The 20622-nt window shown below is 52.1% G+C and carries 17 protein-coding genes; 6 read left to right on the forward strand and 11 right to left on the reverse strand.

The annotated features are described in order from the left end of the window. Window positions 1-3: 3 nt before the first annotated feature. The gene (locus tag OGX89_RS21205) at window positions 4-801 is read left to right on the forward strand and encodes a metal-dependent hydrolase (protein WP_020996495.1); all 798 of its coding nucleotides are present in this window, start codon (window positions 4-6) and stop codon (window positions 799-801) included. Between the two features lie 416 nt (window positions 802-1217). Then, entirely contained in the window at window positions 1218-2651 is a 1434-nt protein-coding gene (gene ptsG / locus OGX89_RS21210) for a PTS glucose transporter subunit IIBC (protein ID WP_003036277.1), read from the forward strand. Between the two features lie 55 nt (window positions 2652-2706). Here ptsG and OGX89_RS21215 read toward each other — a convergent pair whose 3' ends face one another. The 6 genes from OGX89_RS21215 to OGX89_RS21240 all read right to left on the reverse strand — a co-directional run bounded on the left by OGX89_RS21215 (window position 2707) and on the right by OGX89_RS21240 (window position 9490). Next, entirely contained in the window at window positions 2707-4485 is a 1779-nt protein-coding gene (locus OGX89_RS21215; RefSeq protein WP_126955977.1) for an aminopeptidase P family protein, read from the reverse strand. Between the two features lie 15 nt (window positions 4486-4500). Then, entirely contained in the window at window positions 4501-5955 is a 1455-nt protein-coding gene (locus OGX89_RS21220) for an AMP nucleosidase (protein WP_126955978.1), read from the reverse strand. A gap of 118 nt (window positions 5956-6073) precedes the next feature. Continuing rightward, entirely contained in the window at window positions 6074-7390 is a 1317-nt protein-coding gene (shiA, locus tag OGX89_RS21225) for a shikimate transporter (RefSeq protein ID WP_003832199.1), read from the reverse strand. 333 nt (window positions 7391-7723) lie between these two features. Next, on the reverse strand, window positions 7724-8101 hold the full coding sequence (locus OGX89_RS21230) for a GNAT family N-acetyltransferase (RefSeq protein ID WP_232397843.1): 378 nt from the start codon (window positions 8099-8101) through the stop codon (window positions 7724-7726). 341 nt (window positions 8102-8442) lie between these two features. Next, window positions 8443-8745 carry an AzlD family protein gene (locus tag OGX89_RS21235; RefSeq protein ID WP_231133692.1) on the reverse strand — a complete coding sequence of 101 codons (303 nt, stop codon included), beginning with the start codon at window positions 8743-8745 and terminating at the stop codon, window positions 8443-8445. After that, on the reverse strand, window positions 8735-9490 hold the full coding sequence (locus tag OGX89_RS21240) for an AzlC family ABC transporter permease (protein WP_200920553.1): 756 nt from the start codon (window positions 9488-9490) through the stop codon (window positions 8735-8737). Before OGX89_RS21240 ends, OGX89_RS21235 begins: the two co-directional genes overlap by 11 nt. Window positions 9491-9591: 101 nt before the next feature. Here OGX89_RS21240 and OGX89_RS21245 point away from each other — a divergent pair, with 101 nt between their 5' ends. From OGX89_RS21245 to OGX89_RS21260, 4 genes are all read left to right on the forward strand, one after another. Next, window positions 9592-10971 (forward strand): aminotransferase-like domain-containing protein, encoded by a 1380-nt coding sequence (locus OGX89_RS21245; protein ID WP_126955979.1) that lies wholly within the window; start codon window positions 9592-9594, stop codon window positions 10969-10971. A 369-nt stretch (window positions 10972-11340) separates the two neighbouring features. Beyond that, complete coding sequence (locus OGX89_RS21250) at window positions 11341-11982, forward strand: hypothetical protein (protein ID WP_003832208.1); 642 nt, start codon at window positions 11341-11343, stop codon at window positions 11980-11982. A gap of 36 nt (window positions 11983-12018) precedes the next feature. After that, on the forward strand, window positions 12019-13692 hold the full coding sequence (locus OGX89_RS21255; RefSeq protein ID WP_260601075.1) for a hypothetical protein: 1674 nt from the start codon (window positions 12019-12021) through the stop codon (window positions 13690-13692). A gap of 676 nt (window positions 13693-14368) precedes the next feature. Further along, window positions 14369-14443 carry an AraC family transcriptional regulator gene (locus OGX89_RS21260; RefSeq protein WP_231133698.1) on the forward strand — a complete coding sequence of 25 codons (75 nt, stop codon included), beginning with the start codon at window positions 14369-14371 and terminating at the stop codon, window positions 14441-14443. 90 nt (window positions 14444-14533) lie between these two features. On the opposite strand, the gene fecE is transcribed toward OGX89_RS21260, so the two are convergent. The 5 genes from fecE to fecA all read right to left on the reverse strand — a co-directional run bounded on the left by fecE (window position 14534) and on the right by fecA (window position 20547). Further along, on the reverse strand, window positions 14534-15301 hold the full coding sequence (gene fecE, locus OGX89_RS21265) for a Fe(3+) dicitrate ABC transporter ATP-binding protein FecE (RefSeq protein ID WP_126955980.1): 768 nt from the start codon (window positions 15299-15301) through the stop codon (window positions 14534-14536). Further along, on the reverse strand, window positions 15302-16258 hold the full coding sequence (gene fecD / locus OGX89_RS21270) for a Fe(3+) dicitrate ABC transporter permease subunit FecD (RefSeq protein WP_126955981.1): 957 nt from the start codon (window positions 16256-16258) through the stop codon (window positions 15302-15304). It lies immediately after the preceding gene. Then, complete coding sequence (gene fecC / locus OGX89_RS21275) at window positions 16255-17253, reverse strand: iron-dicitrate ABC transporter permease FecC (protein WP_126318469.1); 999 nt, start codon at window positions 17251-17253, stop codon at window positions 16255-16257. Before fecC ends, fecD begins: the two co-directional genes overlap by 4 nt. Then, entirely contained in the window at window positions 17250-18149 is a 900-nt protein-coding gene (locus OGX89_RS21280) for a Fe(3+) dicitrate ABC transporter substrate-binding protein FecB (RefSeq protein ID WP_126955983.1), read from the reverse strand. The genes fecC and OGX89_RS21280 overlap by 4 nt, the downstream gene beginning before the upstream one ends. Window positions 18150-18222: 73 nt before the next feature. Further along, window positions 18223-20547 (reverse strand): TonB-dependent Fe(3+) dicitrate receptor FecA, encoded by a 2325-nt coding sequence (gene fecA / locus OGX89_RS21285; protein ID WP_126955985.1) that lies wholly within the window; start codon window positions 20545-20547, stop codon window positions 18223-18225. Between the last annotated feature and the right edge of the window lie 75 nt (window positions 20548-20622).

Raw genomic sequence — 20622 nt, forward strand, 5'->3', positions numbered from 1 at the left:
ATTATGTTTTTAGTCGACTCACACTGCCATCTTGATGGCCTGGATTATCAATCTCTGCATAAGGACGTGGACGACGTGCTGGCGAAAGCGGCCGCACGCGATGTGAAATTCTGTCTTGCCGTTGCGACCACTCTGCCAGGATACCGCAGTATGCGCGAACTGGTCGGTGAGCGTGACAATGTGGTTTTTTCCTGCGGCGTGCATCCGTTAAATCAGGATGAAACCTATGATGTTGAGGACCTGCGTCGTTTTGCCGCCGAAGAGGGGGTTGTGGCGATGGGAGAAACCGGGCTGGACTATTTTTACACGCCGGAAACAAAGGTGCGCCAGCAGGAATCTTTTATCCACCATATTCAGATCGGCCGTGAGTTACAGAAGCCGGTTATCGTGCATACCCGCGATGCGCGAGCCGATACGCTGTCTATTCTGCGCGAAGAAAAAGTGACGGATTGTGGCGGCGTACTACACTGTTTTACAGAGGACAGAGAAACGGCGGGTAAATTGCTGGACCTTGGATTCTATATCTCGTTTTCCGGCATCGTCACGTTCCGAAATGCAGAGCAGCTCCGTGATGCCGCCCGCTATGTTCCTCTGGACCGGTTATTGGTCGAGACGGATTCTCCCTACCTTGCGCCTGTACCGCATCGTGGAAAAGAGAACCAGCCCGCCATGACTCGTGACGTTGCAGAGTACATGGCCGTAGTGAAAGGTGTTGCCGTTGAAGAACTGGCGCAGGCAACCACTGATAACTTTGCCCGCCTGTTTCACATCGACGCTTCTCGCCTGCAATCTGTTCGTTAACTGACTTTTTTTAAAGCTCGTAATTAATCACTAATGCGAGTAAAGTTCACCGCCACAAAATGGGCGGTGAATAATCAGTTTGACACATTCAGAAACTCATTTTATCGGAATGTGCGGATTTTGCGGCCATTCACGACTGAACTGTGATAGCCGTCAAACAAAAACAAACTGAATTATTTTACTCTGTGTAATAAATAAAGGGTACTTAGATGCCCTGTACACGGCGAGGTTCTCCCCCCTCGCCAATGCGTGAGAACGTAGAATACACAAAGTCAATCAAGCTGCATCAAGGCGGCAAGTGAGTGAATTGCAGGAGCTTACCAGAGTAAGTGACTGGGATGAACGAGCGCAGCCCACCCTGAGGCGGTTTGAAGGATGAAGTGTATAAGCACAAATACTCAGGAGCACTCCTAATTATGTTTAAGAATGCATTTGCTAACCTGCAAAAGGTCGGTAAATCGCTGATGCTGCCGGTATCCGTACTCCCGATTGCAGGTATCCTGCTGGGCGTCGGTTCCGCTAACTTCAGCTGGCTGCCAGCCGTTGTATCGCACGTAATGGCAGAAGCAGGCGGTTCTGTTTTTGCGAACATGCCGCTGATTTTTGCTATCGGTGTTGCGTTAGGCTTCACTAATAATGACGGTGTATCTGCACTGGCATCCGTTGTTGCTTACGGCATCATGGTTAAGACCATGGCTGTTGTTGCGCCGCTGGTTCTGCATTTACCTGCTGAAGAGATCGCCGCTAAACACCTTGCTGATACGGGTGTTCTCGGGGGGATTATCTCCGGTGCGATTGCAGCGTATATGTTCAACCGTTTCTACCGTATCAAATTGCCTGAGTATCTTGGCTTCTTTGCGGGTAAGCGCTTCGTTCCTATCATTTCTGGTCTGGCTGCCATCTTCACAGGTGTGGTTCTGTCCTTCATTTGGCCACCGATCGGTACTGCTATTCAGACGTTCTCCCAGTGGGCTGCATACCAGAACCCGGTCGTGGCGTTCGGTATCTATGGCTTCATTGAACGCTGCCTGGTACCGTTTGGTCTGCACCATATCTGGAACGTTCCATTCCAGATGCAGATCGGTGAGTACACTAACGCTGCGGGTCAGGTGTTCCACGGTGATATTCCTCGCTACATGGCGGGTGACCCGACTGCGGGCAAACTGTCCGGTGGCTTCCTGTTCAAAATGTACGGTCTGCCGGCTGCCGCTATCGCTATCTGGCACTCTGCTAAACCAGAAAACCGCGCGAAAGTGGGCGGTATCATGATCTCCGCGGCGCTGACCTCGTTCCTGACCGGTATTACCGAGCCGATCGAGTTCTCCTTCATGTTCGTGGCGCCGATCCTGTACATCATCCACGCGATTCTGGCTGGTCTGGCATTCCCGATCTGTATCCTGCTGGGTATGCGCGACGGTACGTCGTTCTCCCACGGTCTGATCGACTTTATCGTTCTGTCCGGTAACAGCAGCAAACTGTGGCTGTTCCCGATTGTCGGTATCGGTTATGCGATTGTTTACTACACCATCTTCCGTGTGCTGATCAAAGCGCTGGACCTGAAAACGCCGGGTCGTGAAGATGCTACCGAAGACAGCAAAGCAGGTGCGTCCGGCGAAATGGCTCCGGCTCTGGTTGCGGCATTCGGCGGTAAAGAAAACATCACTAACCTTGATGCGTGCATCACCCGTCTGCGTGTCAGCGTGGCTGACGTTGCCAAAGTGGATCAGGCTGGCCTGAAGAAACTGGGTGCGGCAGGCGTTGTGGTAGCTGGTTCCGGTGTTCAGGCTATCTTCGGGACTAAGTCCGATAACCTGAAAACTGAAATGGATGAGTACATCCGTAACAGCTAAGCAGTAAGAAGTTGGGGAGAACTAAGGCAGCCTGCGGGCTGCCTTTTTTATTGCATTAATTAGCCTGAACGCGAATCGGTGCGGTGGCAGCGAACAGCCATGGACGTGCCTCTGCGTTCACGCGCGGGGATAACGTCTCTCTGACCTGCTGGTGGTAATCATCAATCCACTGTTTCTCAGCATCACTCAGCAGATGCAGTTCAACCAGATTCAAATCAATCGGTACCAGCGTCAGCGTTGAGAAACGACAAAAACCAGGACGACTGTTGATAATCTCCACCTGATTCTCAATACGGATCCCATACTGTCCGGCCAGATAATAACCCGGCTCGATGGTGATGATATTGCCTGCGATCAGTGGCCACGGGTTTACTTTTTTGGCGATGCGATGGGGTTGCTCATGAATAAGCAACTGGTGACCCACGCCGTGTCCCGTGCCATGATCAAAATCCAGTCCCAGCTCCCACAACGCCCGGCGGCTAAAGGCATCCAGTTGATGGCCCTGAGTCCCGCTGGGAAACTGCAGCGAAATAAGCGACAAAAAGCCTTTCAACACGGCGGTGTAATGTAGGCGACGTTGCGGATCCTGTGGGCCAAATGCGAGGGTACGCGTCGTATCCGTCGTACCATTGTGGTACTGGCCACCGGAATCATTCAGATACATGGCCTGCGAGGTAATTGGCGTATTGGTCTTTTCACTGGAGTGGTAATGGCACATTGCGGCATTGCTGGCAGAGGCCGAAATCGTGCTGAAACTTTGCTCGATAAATCCCGGCTGCTGCTGGCGAAATTCCAGTTGCTTGGCCTGCGCTTCCAGCTCGGTGACCGGATTGCCTGCCGCTTCGCGCAAAGGTACTTCATGGGCCAGCCAGGCAAGGAAGTTTACCCAGGCTGCGCCATCTTGTTCATGGCATTCCCGATAGCCTGCCAGTTCAACGTCATTTTTGTGGGATTTCATCAGAGTGATGGGATCGGGCGCCCAAAGAACGTTGCCACCGTGTTCTTCAATGGCAAAACGCAACGCGACCGGGGCGTAGTCTTTATCGACCAGGAAACGCTTCCCATTAGCTAACTGCTGGCAGCGAGTCAGAAAATTCTCTTGCGGGGCAAGAGTAAGCGTATCCAGCAGTGATGCGGGAAGCTGTTGCGTTTTATTGCTATCCACAAACCATTCCAGCTCACCGCTGCGATGGAGCAGGGCAAACGAAAACGGCACTGGCACCATGGCCAGATCCGAACCGCGTACATTCAATAACCATGCAATGTTATCCGGCAGGGTAATTGCCAGCACGTCAGCCTGGTGTTGAGCGAGTTGTTCCACGACGCGGGCACGCTTTTGCGTGCTGCTTTCCCCGCTGATTTCAATGGGCATTTCACGAATGATGCCGCAGGGGGCTGCCGGTCGGTCTAGCCATACCTGGTCAAAAGGATCTTGCTCAAGAGGCACCAGCTTGCAATGTGTTGCCGACAAGGCTTCAAACTGGCTGTTGACCATCAGCATTGGTTCAAAGCCGATACGTGTACCCGCTGCAACGTGAGACTGCAAATAGTCGGCCAGCGGCTCATCGTGTAAATGATGAATTTCAAAATCATCCAGCGAGACTTCATTGCGTACCTGGACCTGATAGCGTCCATCGACAAACATTAACGCGCGATCCCGAAGGACCAACGCGAGGCCGGCAGAGCCGCTAAAACCGGTCAGCCAGGCCAGTTTATTGTCATGCGGCGTACAATCTTCACTTTGATGAGCATCGGCGCGCGGAACAATCATGCCATCCAGCCCCTGCGCTATCAGCAGGTTGCGCAGGGCGGAAAGAGGAGTTGAGTTGTGCATAGTTACCTTCAGGTCTTAACGGAACGGCGGTTCGTTGAATGTACGTAATTTACGGGAGTGCAGTCGGTCGCCTTCAGCACGCAGACGATCGATAGCCCGGATACCTATTTGCAGATGCTCAGAAATGGCACCTTCATAAAAACGGTTGGCCTGACCAGGCAGTTTGATCTCACCGTGCAGTGGCTTGTCGGAAACGCACAGCAGCGTGCCGTAAGGAACGCGGAAACGGTATCCCTGGGCGGCGATGGTGGCGCTTTCCATATCGATAGCCACCGCGCGGCTGAGGTTAAAGCGTAGCGCAGAAGCGGAATAGCGTAGCTCCCAGTTGCGATCGTCAGTGGTGACGACGGTACCAGTACGCAGGCGCTGTTTAACCTCTTCGCCGGGCATACCGCTGACTTCTTTGGTGGCGTCATACAGTGCGCGCTGCACTTCCGCTATGCTCGGAATTGGAATATCTGGCGGCAGTACGGCATCCAACACGTGGTCGTCACGCAGATAAGCGTGGGCCAGAACATAGTCGCCGATCGCCTGGCTTTCACGCAGCCCGCCACAGTGACCAATCATCAGCCAGACGTCAGGACGCAGTACAGCCAGATGATCGCAAATGGTTTTGGCGTTAGACGGGCCAACGCCGATATTAACCAGCGTGATCCCCTGACCGTCGGCGGTGATTAAATGCCAGGCGGGCATCTGATGTTTCTTCCAGGCGAGATCGGAGATCGCTTCTTCAGGCGCTTCAGTTTCAGCGGTGATCCAGATCCCGCCCGCGCAAGAAAGCGCGATATATGGGCTATCAGGGTCGAGGATCTGGTTGCACCCCCAACGCACAAACTCATCGACATAGCGGGTGTAGTTGGTGAACAGCACAAACGGCTGAAAATGTTCAACCGGTGTTCCCGTGTAGTGGCGTAGTCGCGCCAGCGAAAAATCTACTCGTCGGGCGTCGAAGTGTGACAACGGGGAGAATTCCGCCGGATGATAGGTACCGTCTGCTGTTTCATCGCCAATCTGTGACAGCTCGGTTGTGGGGAAATGACGCGTTAGGCCGGCGCTCATCGAGCGGTCGAGCGTCAGTTCAGAACCGTCAATGACATACGGATAGGGAATTTCATGTTGCGACGGCTCGACGGAGATATGCGCATCATAATCCTGATACAGCAGCGTGAGTTGTTCTTCAAGATACGGACGAAAAAGCGACGGACGGGTAATCGTAGTGGTGTAGCAGCCCGCATGGGTAAAACGACCATAGGCGCGGGTTTTCGGGGGATTGGTGGCGCTGCCATCCCAGGTGACACACAGTGATGGGTAAACAAAAAGACCGTTATGGCGGGCGATTACGTCAGGGAGCGTCCCTGTTTCAATATACTTACCAATGGCGCTACGCAGTGCTTTAACCGACTGCTCGTACAGCGCGTCCAGTTTATCCAGTGCCTGAGCCGGGGTCAGGCTGGAGCCCTTATTGTTCATGTCTGTCTCCTTGTTCCACAGATGTACTGCTCTCCCGATAGTATGTCACAGGAATGTGAAACAAAAGTCAGACGTTGAGGAAGATTGTGCGAAGACCGGACGGCCTCCGCACCCGGGCTTAACCGTGCTGCTTATCCCGCATCAGCAATGCTGTAGTGGCGGAAATAAGACAACCCGCCATCAGATAAATGGCCACACTGTGCCAGTCTCCGCCGGAGAATGTTACCAGTGCAGCAGCAATGAAGGGGGTAAAACCGCCGCCAACCACGCTTGCTACCTGATAACCAACTCCTGCGCCGCTGTAGCGATAGCTTGCGCCAAACAAACCGGTAAACATAGGTTGCTGCACGCAGACCACCATATCGTGTGCAATGTTGGCCAACATAATCGCGAAGAACACGATCCAGAAAATGGATTGCGCTTCTAACGCCATAAAGAACGGGAATGCGCTGAGCGTCCCGACCAGTGCGCCGGTAATGTAAACGCGCCGGCGACCAAAACGGTCGGCGAGCCAGGCGAAGCAGGGGATGGTCAGACAGCTCAGCCCACCCACCAACAAGCCGATATTCAGAAACAGTTCACGGGGTAAGCCCAGATTCTGCGTGGAGTAATTTAGGGCAAACGCAGTGACGATATACATCGTCAGCAGTTCACACAGGCGCAGAGCGATAATTTTCAAAAAGGCACCTGGATGACGGATTAACGCCTCGACTACCGGTAGTCTCTTTTTCTCTGGTTGCGGTGCCTGCTGCTGCTGTTCGAATTCGGCTGATTCATCCATTCGGTTACGCATCCACAACGCGCCCAATACCAGCACGATGCTGAACAGGAATGGAATACGCCAGCCCCAACTCAGGAACTGCTCATCGGTGGTTTGCGAGCTAATCAGCGAGACCAGACCGGTAGAAAGCAGTAGCCCGACGCCATAACCGACCTGAACACCGCTGCTGTAGAAGGCTTTTTTATTTTTCGGCGCACTTTCGACCGAGAGCAACGCCGCGCCGCCCCATTCACCGCCAACGGCGAACCCCTGAATAGCACGCAGCGTCACCAGCAGAACGGGAGCCCACCAGCCAATGGTGTCAAAGGAAGGAATAATCCCTATCAGTGCAGTGGCGATCCCCATCATCCAGACGGTGAGCATCAGCATACGTTTACGCCCCAGGCGATCGCCGAAGTGGCCAAAGATCACCCCGCCTAACGGGCGGAACAAAAATCCGACGCCAAAGGTAGCAAATGCGGCTAGTGTTCCCATCGCCGGGCTGACTTGCGGGAAGAACTCGCGGTTAAAGACCAGTGCGGCAGTGATGCCGTAAAGCAGAAAATCATACCAGTCGACCACGGCACCCGCGAAGCTACCAAGCGCAGCGCGTCGGGCGCGGTTAAGTGAAGAGGCGTCCTGTTGGGGACCCGTGGAGGTGAGGGAGGAATCCATAGTTATCCTGTCTGTACTGTTTTTTAGTTATTAGTATTTGAGTTGGGTTACACACATTGCAGTCGCAATATTAACGACCGTATGAGATTACCGCGACAGACGGGAAGTGAAAACGATTATCTCCCTCATCTGATGGCAACATGAAAAATAAGATGAATGAGAAATCTGAACCTGGTGGAATCGTGGCCTGTCAGGAGTGTTCTGATTTCAGGCGGAGCATTAGGAGCGCTGTATTTGGGGAAGTTATAAACCCACTTTCATAATGGTATACGGAGATTCGGTGAAACCACATCGCTCATAAGCACGAATCGCACGCCCGTTATCTCCGTGGAATTATAAGCGAAGCTCCAGTGCCTTTTCTGATTTAGCTTCTTTTGTAAGATGTTTGATGAGCTCATCAGCTAATCCCATCCCACGATACTCCGGGGCGATATAAAAGCTTTGGATCCACCGGTAGTCATTTCCATGAACATCACTCCATTCTTTTACGACAGAGGTATTGGCGATCACTGTTTCTGAAGAATCTTCCATGGCCCAATATTTTGAACGTGGGTTTTCACAAAACGCCGACGAAACGCCACACTCCACAGCAACAAGGTCAATCACTGTACCTTCAGATTCTTGTGCTTCCTGAGTGGTGAATTCGATGATTTTGTTGATATCGTCAGGGGTAGCTGGTCGAATAAAGTAGTTCGTAAGTCTGGCTCTCATTAGCGTTGCATCGACCCGTTGAACTCACAGCACGGAGCGGACATTGCTGACTGAGCTGAAGGTCCGCTGCGAGCGAGAAGCTAACGCTCACTCCATGCCAGATATGCTGTAATGCAAATAAGAGCGTCCATAAAACCCTAATCATTCAGGAAGGAAAGAGTATTTATTTTTGAGTTAGCGTAAATATAATATCCAGAAGAAATAAAATCGTTATAAATATAGTAGTTAAAATAACAGTCAGGCGCTCTTTCTTGATTGGTATCGACACGATTAATCCCCTCTGAGGAAAATGAAGTCTAATAATGTTTTTGACATCTTTGAAAATTAATTAATCAGAAATTTCACCCAAAATAATGACGTAATATAAACGCAGCTAAAACGCCGCTGATTACCGTTATAGGCATTGAAAATCGCATTGCGATAAATAACGTTATGCCTAACGCGATCAGGTCGGCAGGTGCTCCGGATGCAAAAAAAGGAGCGATAAATGCCAGCATGACGCAGCCTGGTGAGGATTTCAGCACCACCATCGCCCTCGGGGTGAGAACCCTGTTGCGTAATATCAGGTAGGCTGTTACACGGGTTGCATAGGTGGTCAATGCCATCAGTACAATAGCAATAACGGTCTGATAATTAAGCATCATCACCTCCCATTAAGGCAGCCGTCATTAGCCCTGCCAGTGGACCGGCAATGACATACCAAAGGCCGGAAACAAAATGGCACACCGCAACTGAGACGAGCAAACTGATTATCCATGGCACGGCTTTTCGCCAGCCATTCCACATACCTCTGACCAATACAAGAAAGACAGCCGGGAAGGCCATATCAAAACCATACTGATGAACGTCGCCGAGTACCGGGCCAATTAACGCCCCGAGGGTGGTGCAGAAAACCCACATCGAATAAAAAGACAACGAAACACCCAGATAATAGGGCATGCTAAAATACACTGTACTTTTATATTTTTTGCTGTGCGCGTCATTATAACTTAACGCCCAACTCTCATCCGTCATTAAAAAAAGCGCTGGTAAGACTTTTCGTTTCGGAAAACGAGAAAGCAGCGGAACCAGCGTTGCGCCCATTAAAATATGGCGACTATTAACCAACAGTGTCACCGCCATAATCAGTAAAAAAGAGGGCGGGGATGTCCAGATCTGTATCGCGGCAAACTCCGATCCTCCCGCAAAATTCAGTCCTGTCATCAGCGGGACTTCCAGAGTATTGAGTCCCTTTTGGCTTGCCTGAGCGCCCAGCACCAGAGCAAAGGGGACCACACCCAGCAGGACTGGCAGGCCATCTTTCAGGCCGCGACGAAACTCTTTTGCCGTACTGCCAGCCTCATCCTGAAAGGGAATGTCAGTCCTTACATCAACTTGCTGTTCACTCATTCTTTTGGCTCATTTCAACATTTCAAAACCTGGCGTCAGAATAAATTATGTGACACTATGAGTAAATATAAATAGTGTCACATTACACTTTTGGTGATTTTATGCGTGAACGCTCCCCCTGGCAGCCCAGACTTGCACAAAACAGCACATCTCCCACTGACCAGTTGGTACAGGCGTTGTCAGAAGATATCCTTTCGGGCTTACTGAGCCACGGCGCGCGCTTACCGGCACACCGTAATTTAGCGGATACGCTTGGCATAGGGCTGGGTACTGTAACGAAAGCGTACGGTATCCTGGAGAAACGCGGGCTCGTCAGGAGCGTTAAGGGTAGCGGCATGTTCGTTGCCCTGGCCAATTCACGGAACAGAACGTTTATCGACCTGTCACAGAACACGCCTCCAGCAGCATTAACGTCCCGCTCATTGAGCGCGACGTTAGCCACCATCGCCCGTCGACCGGACATGGATATGTTTAATACTTACGCTCCGGCCGCAGGACATGACGAGCATCGGCGATTGCTTGCACAGTGGTTTAACGGGTTGGGGATCCCGGCAGATTATCAACAACTCATTTTAACCAACGGTGCTCAACACGCGCTTTCTGTGGCACTCTCGACCGTCTGCGAACCCTTTGGCCGACTGTACGTGGAGGCCCAAACCTATTCAGGTCTGATCCAGCTTTCACGGTTACTCAAGCTCACGCTAGTGGGGATCCCTATGGATGACGAAGGCATGGACGTATCCGCTCTGGAACGCAGTCTGGATGAACATGCAGAAAAAGGCGGTGCGGTGTATGTCACGCCTCTGCTACAAAGCCCTTCGACGCGCATCATGAGCCTTGCCCGCCGTCTGGAACTGATCCGGGTTTGTCGGGAGAGAGGAATAACGATCATTGAGGATGACGTGTACCGACTGGGACGTGATGCCGGATTGCCGCAAATAGCCAGATTAGCCCCTGATATCACTTTGTACGTTAACAGCTTATCTAAAATTCTAAATCCGGCACTGCGGATTGGTGGGCTGCTGGTACCGGAGGCGTTATATTCACGCGCGGAATCCATGCTAAGAGCCACGGCGATGATGGTCTCCCCCTTAAGCAGCGCCATCATGGAGCAATGGTTGATCGATGGAACGGCAGAAACTGTCACACTGGCCATTGAACAAGAAACGAAGCGTCGCTACGAACTTGCGACAGACATTCTGGGGGCGCATGTCTACCGTTCAGGACAGCCCAGCTTTCATATCTGGATGCCGTTTTCACGAGAAGAAGCGCAGTCGTTCTACAAAGCCGCGCTGGCGGCAGGTATTAAAGTGACGGCACCGGCGTCTACTGAAGTGAGTGAACAGTCGGATCAGTCCGGGATCCGTTTGTGTATCGGAGGAACAGAGTTTGACCAGCTAACTCAAGCTCTGTTAACGCTCAGGGGAATTGCCGAACAGCTTAAACAGCAACCAGACCCTTTCCCTCTTTTCAGGTTATGAATGACAGATGGCCTTAAATAAAAAACCGATGACGGTGGTTAGTATTGGTCTTATAAGTCTGCCCTCTCTGTTCCTCATCATCCAGGCATGGATAATGCTCTTGGCAACTTCCGTTCCTGGCACTGAGCGGACGTTCTGACTGAGCTGAAGGTCCGCTGTGAGCGAAAAGCGGCAGTTCGCAGCTCCAACAACTACATGACTAACATTGAGGTTTCTTAATCAACGCGGAGCAGGTCAGCAGCTGAAGGGTATATTTCTGTTTCTCATCTACCTTGAATTATGAACAACATTAGAAGATATTAAGTTTAGAACGAATAAAAATGATCGTATGTTTATTAATCAGATAATTATAATAAGCTGAGGCGATGAATGAAATTAGTGAAGATTGTAGGGTATTGCGCCGGTGGAGTTGCCGTAGGTGTTGCTGCTGTTGCTTTAGCTCCATTCACGGGTGGCGGCTCGGTCTTGGGGGCAGCTTCATTAGCAGGATCACTGCTTGGTGCAGAGGCTCTTGCTGTAGGGGCTGCTGTAGTGGGAGGTGCTGCTGGAGCGGCTGCAAGCGTTGCGGGTGACGCCGCAACTGAAGCCAGTCGCCAGAGTGATGTTAATCAAGGCAGGAATGAGGAGCTGGCCCGCCATACTGCCGAAATGCATGCACTGAAACGCCAGGTCACCGCGCTGTTGGATCAAATTGCCAATCGTGACCAATTCATCGTCGCTGCATTCGGACTTGGCATAGCATGCGCTTCCACTAGTCGTAAACTCACAGACAATTTGATGGAGGAGCTGGACTGGCTGATTTGTGGGATAGGTACGAGAGCGCTACTGCCTGCCATTACACAAAATAAAATTTCAGAAATGAGAAGTAACCCACCCTCAATAAATTCAGCCAAAGCGTTGATCAAAAAACATGCCTTTACCAGCAATGAACACGAAGAAATCTTCAACATTATTATCAATACAGTTGACGAATTTACTGAAGACAACCTCCAAACCGCCCATGGTTTTTGACAGTTTCTAATTGCTTGCTGGACATAGGATAGTGACATGGATAATGCTCAACGACATAAAATGCGATTAGCTAACATTCGACAGCACCAATCAGCAGCAAGGGAAGGTAACCTGGCGATGCCTGACTTGTTTGGATTAAGCCTAATCAATACCGAAGATGCCCGGTTTATTGAAAATAACGATATGGCTGCTGCCTATGCTGGCGAACTCTATAATTACGAAGTTAATGACTCAGATATCGCAGAAATTACCGGTTTAATTGCAAATATGGACGCGCAAAGCGGCGCTAATTCAATTCTGGAACCCGTCTTCCTTGGCCTTATCGATGGCACCATGCGGTCATTTAAGCTTGGTACTAAGCAAGGAATTACCGCGTCACGACTCTATAACGAATGCAAAGTATTTTCGTATGCCAAACCGCAGAGCAATACGACGATTGATAGTTATACCGAACAGCTCAATGAGCAGGTGAACATCGCGACATTTGATAAACGGTCAGTCTACTACGATGGAAAAATGACTCGCGATGGCAACGTAACCACGATGCGAAAAGGTTCAGATCCGATTAAAGAAAAGTATTTTGGTGACGAGAATACTGCCCAAGATGGTTATGATCCTGATAGCGTTATTTATAAAAACAAGAAACATGCCAATAGTGAAGGCTTACCGGGGCAAGCTGCTCAAGCAGATCACGTGGTGCCTTGCGCTGAACTTTGTAAAAATCTCAAGAGCAACAAAGCATTAACTGTTGATGACATAAAAGACATCATCAATATTGAAGAGAATATTGTGATTACCAGCCAGGTAAATAATGCTGGTGGCAATAAAGCTAAACATGATTTGACGCGTGACGAATTACAGCAGCAAATTGACCAAGGCTACGTACTTAGTAAAAATAAGAAGAATAAAATAGCTCTTACGGAAAAAGACAAAGAAGTCAAAGCGAATCAAATTAAAAAAATGGACGAAGCGCAAATTGCCTTAGATAAGAAAACAAATGAAACAGTGTGGGGCAATGTCAAAAGCAACAGAGAGGTTCAACAGAGACTGGCTGTCGATGCGTGCAACGCTGCGGGCCACCAGCTGCTGGGAGAAGTTATTTTGTTTGCAATAAAACCGCTCTACTATGAGTTAAATGATTGTATCAGAAATGGCATTGAAGATGGGATTTCCGCAAACAGTTTCAAGGACGCTCTTAAGGAACGCTTTGGTCGGATGAAAAAGCATATTATGGAAAAGGCAGCTAGCCTTTTAAAAGGTGGACTACTCTCCTTTTTTAAAAACTTCATCAGCATGCTGCTCGAAGGGATCCTTAACTGCTTCGTTGGAGTATTTAAAAAAATCGCTCGGGTAGTTAAAGAAGGCGTAAAGATATTGATGCAAATTGCTCCTATCCTGAGGGACGAAAAAAAATCACCTGCACAAAAAGGCGATGCCATTCTAAAGCTCATTGCAGGCTCGGTAACTATGTTTGCAGGTATCGCTATCGAAAGCTGGTTCAGTGGCATGGGCATGGGTGAGCCATTAAGTATAATTGTGGCCTCATTTTTGTCTGCTGTCTTAACCGCACTCACCATGTATGCGCTGGATAAAATGGATTTGTTTAACATCAACAAAGGATTAAGAGTTCAACGTGTTTCTGAAATTCTCAATCTGGAGATTGAAAATACAGAACATGAAATTATCGATTCCCTTACTCTCCTGACTTAGTAAGCGTTGAGGGTTAATAAGCTTTCAGTAGTCCTTCACAATAGCTTCGGTTGTGTCTGGAGGATTACTTTGTTATCTCCATTACCACGCATTAATCCGTGCGCATTACTGAACTGGCGATTCAGAATTAAATATCACCTTTATGCGTCTACCCATAATTCGGTTTGACTGTAATCGTATTATAAGTGATCGCTCAGGCGATCACCTAACTCGCTCCTAAAACGGTTCATCGCCAGTTTAGGATTGGCATACTGCACCTTTTTGAAACGTCCGCTCCTGGCATAGGTTGTGTGAAAACGTTAGCGATCGTAGAAAGGGTGTAGAACAGAGTCGAAAAATGCGCTCCTACGTAAAATTTGACACAGATTGACCAGTCGATCGACCCCAGATTTTGCATAACCTCACGCACTTCGGTTTTTAGGTAGGGTTTTCACACAGTCTGGGCACACCGCGGACGTCGGTATGAAGCAACCCAGCGCCCGTTAATATTAAGCGGAAAGATGAATTAGCGTGTCTCCCCGTTTCGTCATCCTCTTCGCGTTTTACTTAATCCTGCCTTTGTTGCTGTGCATACAGCGACGTGTTATCACTCGGTAAACTGCATTTCACGGGTTGCTATGGTGCAGAGAGTAATCCCTGAACACCGTTGTCTGCGGTTTATGAACCGATGATTCATATGGTTTTGACTGGTTCTAAACGCATGATGGTTGATGACAGAACGCTGCAACATGATCCAGCCCAGAACCGTTGAAATGTTACCTGGGCGGACTGAAGTCATCGTAGCACGAGTGATATAACCGGCGACCTGTTGAAGCCATGGTACGATTACAGACTGTATCATCTACCTCACTACACACATCGGCCTGCCAGATACCGGTTCGGGGTGTATCTCCGTATCCACGCTGAATACGGTTCTCAGCAATCCAGGGTTCATCACCTCTTCTGGTGTGCCTTGCGCCATAACATGTCCGTTCGCCATTACCACCAGATGGTCGCAATACCGGCTGGCCTGATTAAGGTCGTGCAGCACGGCGACTACCGTTTTCCCCTGAGCCCGGAGTTCCCCCATCAGCCGCATCAGTTCCACCTGGTGATTGATATCGAGATAGGTGGTTGGCTCATCGAGTAGTACAACGAGCGTATCCTGCGCCAGGACCATCGCCAGAAATGCGCGCTGTCGCTGACCGCCAGAAAGATCAGTTAACCGTCGTTCGGCAAGATGTTGGATCCGCGTCTGGCTCATAGCATCATGGACCCGCGTATTGTCTTCAACGGAGAGACGCCCCCAGAGTGACAACCACGGGTTGCGACCGTACGAAACAAGCTCCTGGACGGTGATCCCCTCGGGAGTTAAATGGTGCTGGGGCAGCAGCGCCAGCCTGCGGGCTAGCTGGCGTGATGAGAGCGTATTGATGGCACTATCGCCGAGAAATACGCCACCGGACTGCGGTGTTAACAGTCGTGAAAAACAGTTTAACAACGTTGACTTCCCGCAGCCGTTAGGGCCGAGCAGGGCAGTTGTCTTCCCCGCTGGTAGGGCGAGTGAAACGCCATCAAGCACCTTGTTTGTACCGTAACAGACCGTCAGATTTTCAGTTCGTAATGTCATTTATCGCATTCTCACAAGCAGCCAGACAAACCATGGTGCACCGATAATGGCGGTCAGCACGCCAGCCGGAAGCTCCAGCGGAGGATGAATAATTCGCGCCAGCAGGTCGGCAACCACCAGCAGTAACGCACCTGTCATGGCTGAAACGGGCAGCAGCCAGCGGTGACGTCCACCGGTAATGCTGCGCACCATGTGCGGCACCACAAGACCAATAAAGCTAATTGGGCCGCAGACGGCCACGCCGGTCGATGTCATGGCGACGGCCAGTAGCAAAGTCTGGAGTCGAATACGCGGCACCGACACACCGAGCGTGGCGGCGCGCGCATCGCCCAATGCCAGGAGGTCGAGATCGCGGCAAAAACGCAGACTCAGCGGCAGAAACAAAATCAGCAGTGGGGCGGCTATTTTCACAAAGCTCCAGTCACGGCCCCATAAGCTGCCGGTCAGCCACAGCAGGGCGCTGTTCACATCCTGCGGGTGCGAGAGCATCAGATAATCCGTCAGGCTGGCCCAGCAGGCAGAGAGCGCAACACCCGTGAGCGCCAGCTTCATCGGCTGGCTGGTGTTCGCCAGTATTCTCAGCAGGATCAGGCCCGCCATGCCACCGGCAAAGGCCAGCAGCGGCAGAGCAATCACCGGTAGTGACGGTAAAAGAAGCAGTGCGCCTACAGAGGCAAGACTGGCGGCATGGTTTACGCCGAGGATATCCGGTGATGCCAAAGGGTTACGCACGATCCCTTGCACCAGCACGCCTGCCACCGCGAGGGCTGCACCGACAAGCAGCGCCAGTAGCAGTCGCGGCAGGCGGTACGCCGTTAATACGTAATGATATTCGCGCCCGGTCTGCCAGTCGCTCAGCAGAGCACGCCAGGGAATGGCGATCACCCCCATTTGTAGTGACAAAGCCGAAAGTCCTGCCAGCGCGAGGGCGATGAAAATGACGAACGCAATTTTCATCCACGCCTCCTGACCAGCCAGACAAAACAGGGTGCACCAATCAGCGCCACTACTGCCCCCGCGGGCAATTCGCCAGGGAAGGCCAGCGCTCGGGCCAGAACATCAGCCAGCAGCAGCAGTGTGGCGCCCATAAGCATGCTCATCGGCAGGACCTTGCGCTGATCGAATCCCACCCAGAAGCGAGCCAGATGCGGCATCAGCAGACCGATAAACGCCACCGGACCTGCCACGCTGACGCAGGTACCGACCAGAAGCAGCACCAGAATATTGATGATCAAACGGAGCTTCGGCAGATTCACCCCCAGCGTGCGGGCGGTGCTGTCACTGACGTTAAGCAGGTTCAGTTGATTAGCCAGCAGCAATACCACCGGTACAGCAACCACTACCATTGGGAAAAGCTGCCAGAACTCCTGCCAACGAGCGTGGGATACGCCTCCCGCAAGCCAGTAAAAAATGCCGTAGGCGTGATCTTCCGTCAGCAGCAGGGTGATGCGGGTAAGGGCCATACAGAAAGCCGAGAACGCAATGCCCGCGAGGATCAGTTTGTTTCTGTCCTGGGTGTGGCGAAATCCACCACCTGCGGTCATCACCATCAGCCAGCTTACGCCGCCACCGCAGGCGGCGATAAAGGCGATGGAGTAACCCGTAACGGGCGCAGGGCTGATAGCGCTGGTAAGCGCCATCGCCAGCGCTGCGCCACTGTTAATACCGAGTAGTGAAGGGGAGGCCATTGCATTATGCGTCAGGGTCTGCAGCAGCGTCCCCGCCAGAGCCAGGCTTGCGCCGATCAAAATGGCGACCAGGCTTCTCGGCAAACGAAGGTTTTGCACCAGCGCTTGTGGAAGCGTCGGCGTATGGCCTGGCAGCAGGGCGTGAATGGCATCAACGCCAGAAACAGGAATGGCCGAGTAGCAAAACAGACTCAGCCAGAAGATAGCGATAAGCGCGACAAGGGGAAGCCCCCACTGTAGTGCTGGATGTTTGAAAACTGTCATTTCACATCGGATAAAGGCTGGTGGTGAAAGATTTTTACCGTGTCGCTGGCAATGCGTTCGGCTGCGAAAATGCCGCGCATCCGCGCCCAGGCGTTACTGTCGACCGACGCCGTCTGCTGCTTCTGCGCCGCAGTTAACATCTGCCACAGCGGGTCTTGTTGCCAGCGTTTCACGATGCTCTCTTCACGATAGTGCGCGACCAGCAGCCATGCCGGATTGAGCGCCAGCAGCTGTTCCAGACCGATGGAAGGCATAGACGAACTCGCCATAGCCGCAGGCACCGTCAGCCCCAGAGAGGTCAGGACGCCCCCGGTCCAGGTCTCCTGCGTGTGCAGGTTGAACTGCTGCTCCCGGGACGTACCAAACACCACCATCGTGTCTTTTGGCAGTTGGCTGGCCCACTCTGACATCTGTTGTTGGTGTTGCGCCAGGCGTGACTGCATCTGTGCCTTTTTACCCACGATTTCACCGATGATGGCCGCAGACTGAAGATTTTCAGCGTAGGTTTCATTGCGGGACTTGAGCAACAGCACCGGTGCGATTTGCTGTAAGGCGCTGTGAATACCCGCATGGCGGCTGCTGTCGGCAATGATCAGATCCGGTTTCAGCGCGCTGATGGCTTCTAAACTCGGCTGCGCACGCGTGCCGACAGACTGCCAGGGTTTCAGATGGGTACGAACCTCTGGAAGAATGCGCATGGCATCGTTATCGTCGGCAATGCCGACCGGACTGACATCGACAGCAGCCAGTGCGTCCGCGAACGACAGTTCCAGCACCACTATCCGTTGTGGCGTTTTATCAAGCGTAAAGGTGCCATGTTCGTCATGAACCGTGGCGGCAAAAGCATGGCCGGTGAGCAGCAGAGCGGCGAATAGTGTGCGTAATGGTGTGAACATGTAAATTGCCTGCGTCGGGTGGCGTTTCGTTTGCCCGACCTACAAAACAGCATGCAGGCCGGGTAAACGGGGTTTAGAACTTCAACGAACCCTGCATATACAGCGTGCGCGGCTGGCCTGCGTAGATGCCTTTGTTGTTGTCGTCGTAAGAGCGGGTGAAATACTCTTGGTCGAAGATATTTTTCACACCGAACGCCAGGTTCAGGTCTGCCATCTGCGGGCCGAAGTCATAGGCTACGCGTGCGCCCCAGAGCATAAAGCCAGGGATGCGACCGGTACTACCGTCAGCGCTCTCTTTAACGGTGTTGGCGTTATCCGCAAACTGGCTGGACTGGAAATCGCTATTCAGGTTGAAGGTCCAGTTGCCCGGCTTATAGTCCACGCCCAACGTGCCTTTGTGTTTTGGTGAGAAGGGCACCTGATTGCCATAGGTATCGCCTTTCTCGCGAATCTCAGCGTTCACATACGCATAGCTTGCGTAGACTGAAACGTTGTCGAGCATTGGCGTCAATGTGCCAAGATCATAGCGAGTCTGAGTTTCCAGTCCGGTATGGCGCGTTTTACCGCGTGCGGTAACGGTGTCGTTGGTTTGGTTGGAATCGTACTGATTATTAAAGTTAATCAGGAACAGCCCCATTTCCGCCGTCAGCGCGCCATCGTCGTATCGGGTTCCGAGCTCCCAGGTTCGCGCTTTTTCCGGTTCCACATTGCCGCTTTGCACAGCCTTGCCAATTTGGCTGTACTGTACGGTGCCGAATGAGCCTTCAGTGTTTGCATAAAGATTCCAGCTATCAGTCAGGTGATAAAGTACGTTTAGCGCCGGAAGTGGGGCGTTGTAGCTTACTTCCTCATGTGAGCCTTTGATGGCGTTGTTCTGGTATGACTCGATATGTTCAAAACGCATACCCGGTGTGATAGTCCAGTTGCCAATGTCGATTTTGTCATCCAGATACCAGGCGTGCGCTTCGGTGCCGGAACGAGTGTCGCGATCGTAAGGGCTGGCGCTGGACGGCAGTTGTCCGCTGCTGGTGGTCGTGTAGTAACGCATTTCATGCGTCGACTCGCTCACATAGCGGTATCCCACGCCCACTTCGTGCGCAGAAGGACCCACCATAAAGCTCTGACTGTAGCGTGGTTCAATGCCGCGTACCCAGTAGTTACGCGGTGAAAGGGTGAGGCGTTTTCCCTGTTCCAGGTAGCCGCTGCGCAGAGTTTCAGTGTAGAAGCCCTGAATATTGAATTTATGCTGGCTGTCCGGCTGGAACTGGTAGCCGAGGCTCGCCAGTTTGCGGCGCCCCCAGAAGCGATCGTAAGGGCGCGTGGATTGCCAGCGGTCGGCGTCGTAATCCGCGCGAGACAGGCCGCCGGGCATGTCAGCTTCACCGTCGTAGTATTGCAACAGACTGTTGAAGGTATGCACTTCGTTTGGCGCATATTTGCTTTTCAGCATCAGGTCGTCGATGCGGGTCGCGCTGTGTTCGCGCCAGTCGCTTCCACGTGTGCCGGAGTAAAGCAGGGCGGTACCAAAACCGTTATCCGCCGTGCCGCCCACCATCAGGTTGTGCGTTTCTTTTGGGTTATTTTGTGAAGATGTTGGGCTGAGCTGGCCTTCCACGCCGGCTTCCATGCCGAAGTCTTGCGGAATAGCGCGGGTAACAAAGTTCACCACCCCGCCCACGCTTTGTGGCCCGTAACGCACCGCGCCACCGCCGCGAACCACGTCGATGGCGTCCATATTTCCGAGTGAGACAGGCGCCAGTGAAAGCTGCGGCTGGCCGTAAGGAGCAAACGGTACGGGAATACCGTCCATCAGCACCGTTGAACGACTGGCCAGGCGCGGGTTCAGGCCGCGAATACCAAAGTTCATCGCCAGATCGTGGCTACCGGTGCCGTTGTTTTCTGGGGCGGTAACGCCAGGAATGCGGTTCAGTACCTCGCGCATGGATGTTGCGCCGGTTTTGGCGAAATCCTCACGGCGGATAACGTCACGTGCGCCGGCATGCTCGAATACGTCGTTTTCGCGCGCATCCCCCAGCCAGTCACCCACCACGGTCAGGGCATCTTCTTGCGGTGTTGGTGCGGGCTCCAGCGTCCAGCTGTTATTACCCAGCGGTTTCACCTGCAGGCCACTACCGTTCAGCAGGTGTTGCAGGCCGGTTTCGACGTCGTAGTCACCGTGAAGACCGTTACTCTGTTTGCCGCGCGTCAGGCTGGCGTCAACCGACAGGGTAATTCCGCTGAGCGCGGCATACTGATTAAGGGCTTTGTCGAGCGAACCCGGTGCAATATCAACCTGCGCTGCGAAGGCGGATAACGACAGCCCGGCCAGCGGCAGCAGGCTCAGGCGAACGGCGTTAACCAAAGGTGTTGTTTTGCGAAAAACGCGTAAAGGCGTCATACCTTCTCCATCATCATTTTTGTTGTGTTCATCTATGAGTCGAATGAGAAGGGGAAAAAGGACAATAGAAATGAG

It is taken from the genome of Citrobacter sp. Cpo103 (genome assembly GCF_030332605.1).
Classification (GTDB): domain Bacteria; phylum Pseudomonadota; class Gammaproteobacteria; order Enterobacterales; family Enterobacteriaceae; genus Citrobacter; species Citrobacter portucalensis.

What these genes read in the sequence shown, in the direction of transcription:
- OGX89_RS21205 (WP_020996495.1), top strand. Translation starts at nt 4, where the DNA reads ATGTTTTTAGTCGACTCACACTGCCATCTTGATGGCCTGGATTATCAA.
- ptsG (WP_003036277.1), top strand. Translation starts at nt 1,218, where the DNA reads ATGTTTAAGAATGCATTTGCTAACCTGCAAAAGGTCGGTAAATCGCTG.
- OGX89_RS21215 (WP_126955977.1), bottom strand. Translation starts at nt 4,485, where the DNA reads ATGCACAACTCAACTCCTCTTTCCGCCCTGCGCAACCTGCTGATAGCG.
- OGX89_RS21220 (WP_126955978.1), bottom strand. Translation starts at nt 5,955, where the DNA reads ATGAACAATAAGGGCTCCAGCCTGACCCCGGCTCAGGCACTGGATAAA.
- shiA (WP_003832199.1), bottom strand. Translation starts at nt 7,390, where the DNA reads ATGGATTCCTCCCTCACCTCCACGGGTCCCCAACAGGACGCCTCTTCA.
- OGX89_RS21230 (WP_232397843.1), bottom strand. Translation starts at nt 8,101, where the DNA reads ATGAGAGCCAGACTTACGAACTACTTTATTCGACCAGCTACCCCTGAC.
- OGX89_RS21235 (WP_231133692.1), bottom strand. Translation starts at nt 8,745, where the DNA reads ATGATGCTTAATTATCAGACCGTTATTGCTATTGTACTGATGGCATTG.
- OGX89_RS21240 (WP_200920553.1), bottom strand. Translation starts at nt 9,490, where the DNA reads ATGAGTGAACAGCAAGTTGATGTAAGGACTGACATTCCCTTTCAGGAT.
- OGX89_RS21245 (WP_126955979.1), top strand. Translation starts at nt 9,592, where the DNA reads ATGCGTGAACGCTCCCCCTGGCAGCCCAGACTTGCACAAAACAGCACA.
- OGX89_RS21250 (WP_003832208.1), top strand. Translation starts at nt 11,341, where the DNA reads ATGAAATTAGTGAAGATTGTAGGGTATTGCGCCGGTGGAGTTGCCGTA.
- OGX89_RS21255 (WP_260601075.1), top strand. Translation starts at nt 12,019, where the DNA reads ATGGATAATGCTCAACGACATAAAATGCGATTAGCTAACATTCGACAG.
- fecE (WP_126955980.1), bottom strand. Translation starts at nt 15,301, where the DNA reads ATGACATTACGAACTGAAAATCTGACGGTCTGTTACGGTACAAACAAG.
- fecD (WP_126955981.1), bottom strand. Translation starts at nt 16,258, where the DNA reads ATGAAAATTGCGTTCGTCATTTTCATCGCCCTCGCGCTGGCAGGACTT.
- fecC (WP_126318469.1), bottom strand. Translation starts at nt 17,253, where the DNA reads ATGACAGTTTTCAAACATCCAGCACTACAGTGGGGGCTTCCCCTTGTC.
- OGX89_RS21280 (WP_126955983.1), bottom strand. Translation starts at nt 18,149, where the DNA reads ATGTTCACACCATTACGCACACTATTCGCCGCTCTGCTGCTCACCGGC.
- fecA (WP_126955985.1), bottom strand. Translation starts at nt 20,547, where the DNA reads ATGACGCCTTTACGCGTTTTTCGCAAAACAACACCTTTGGTTAACGCC.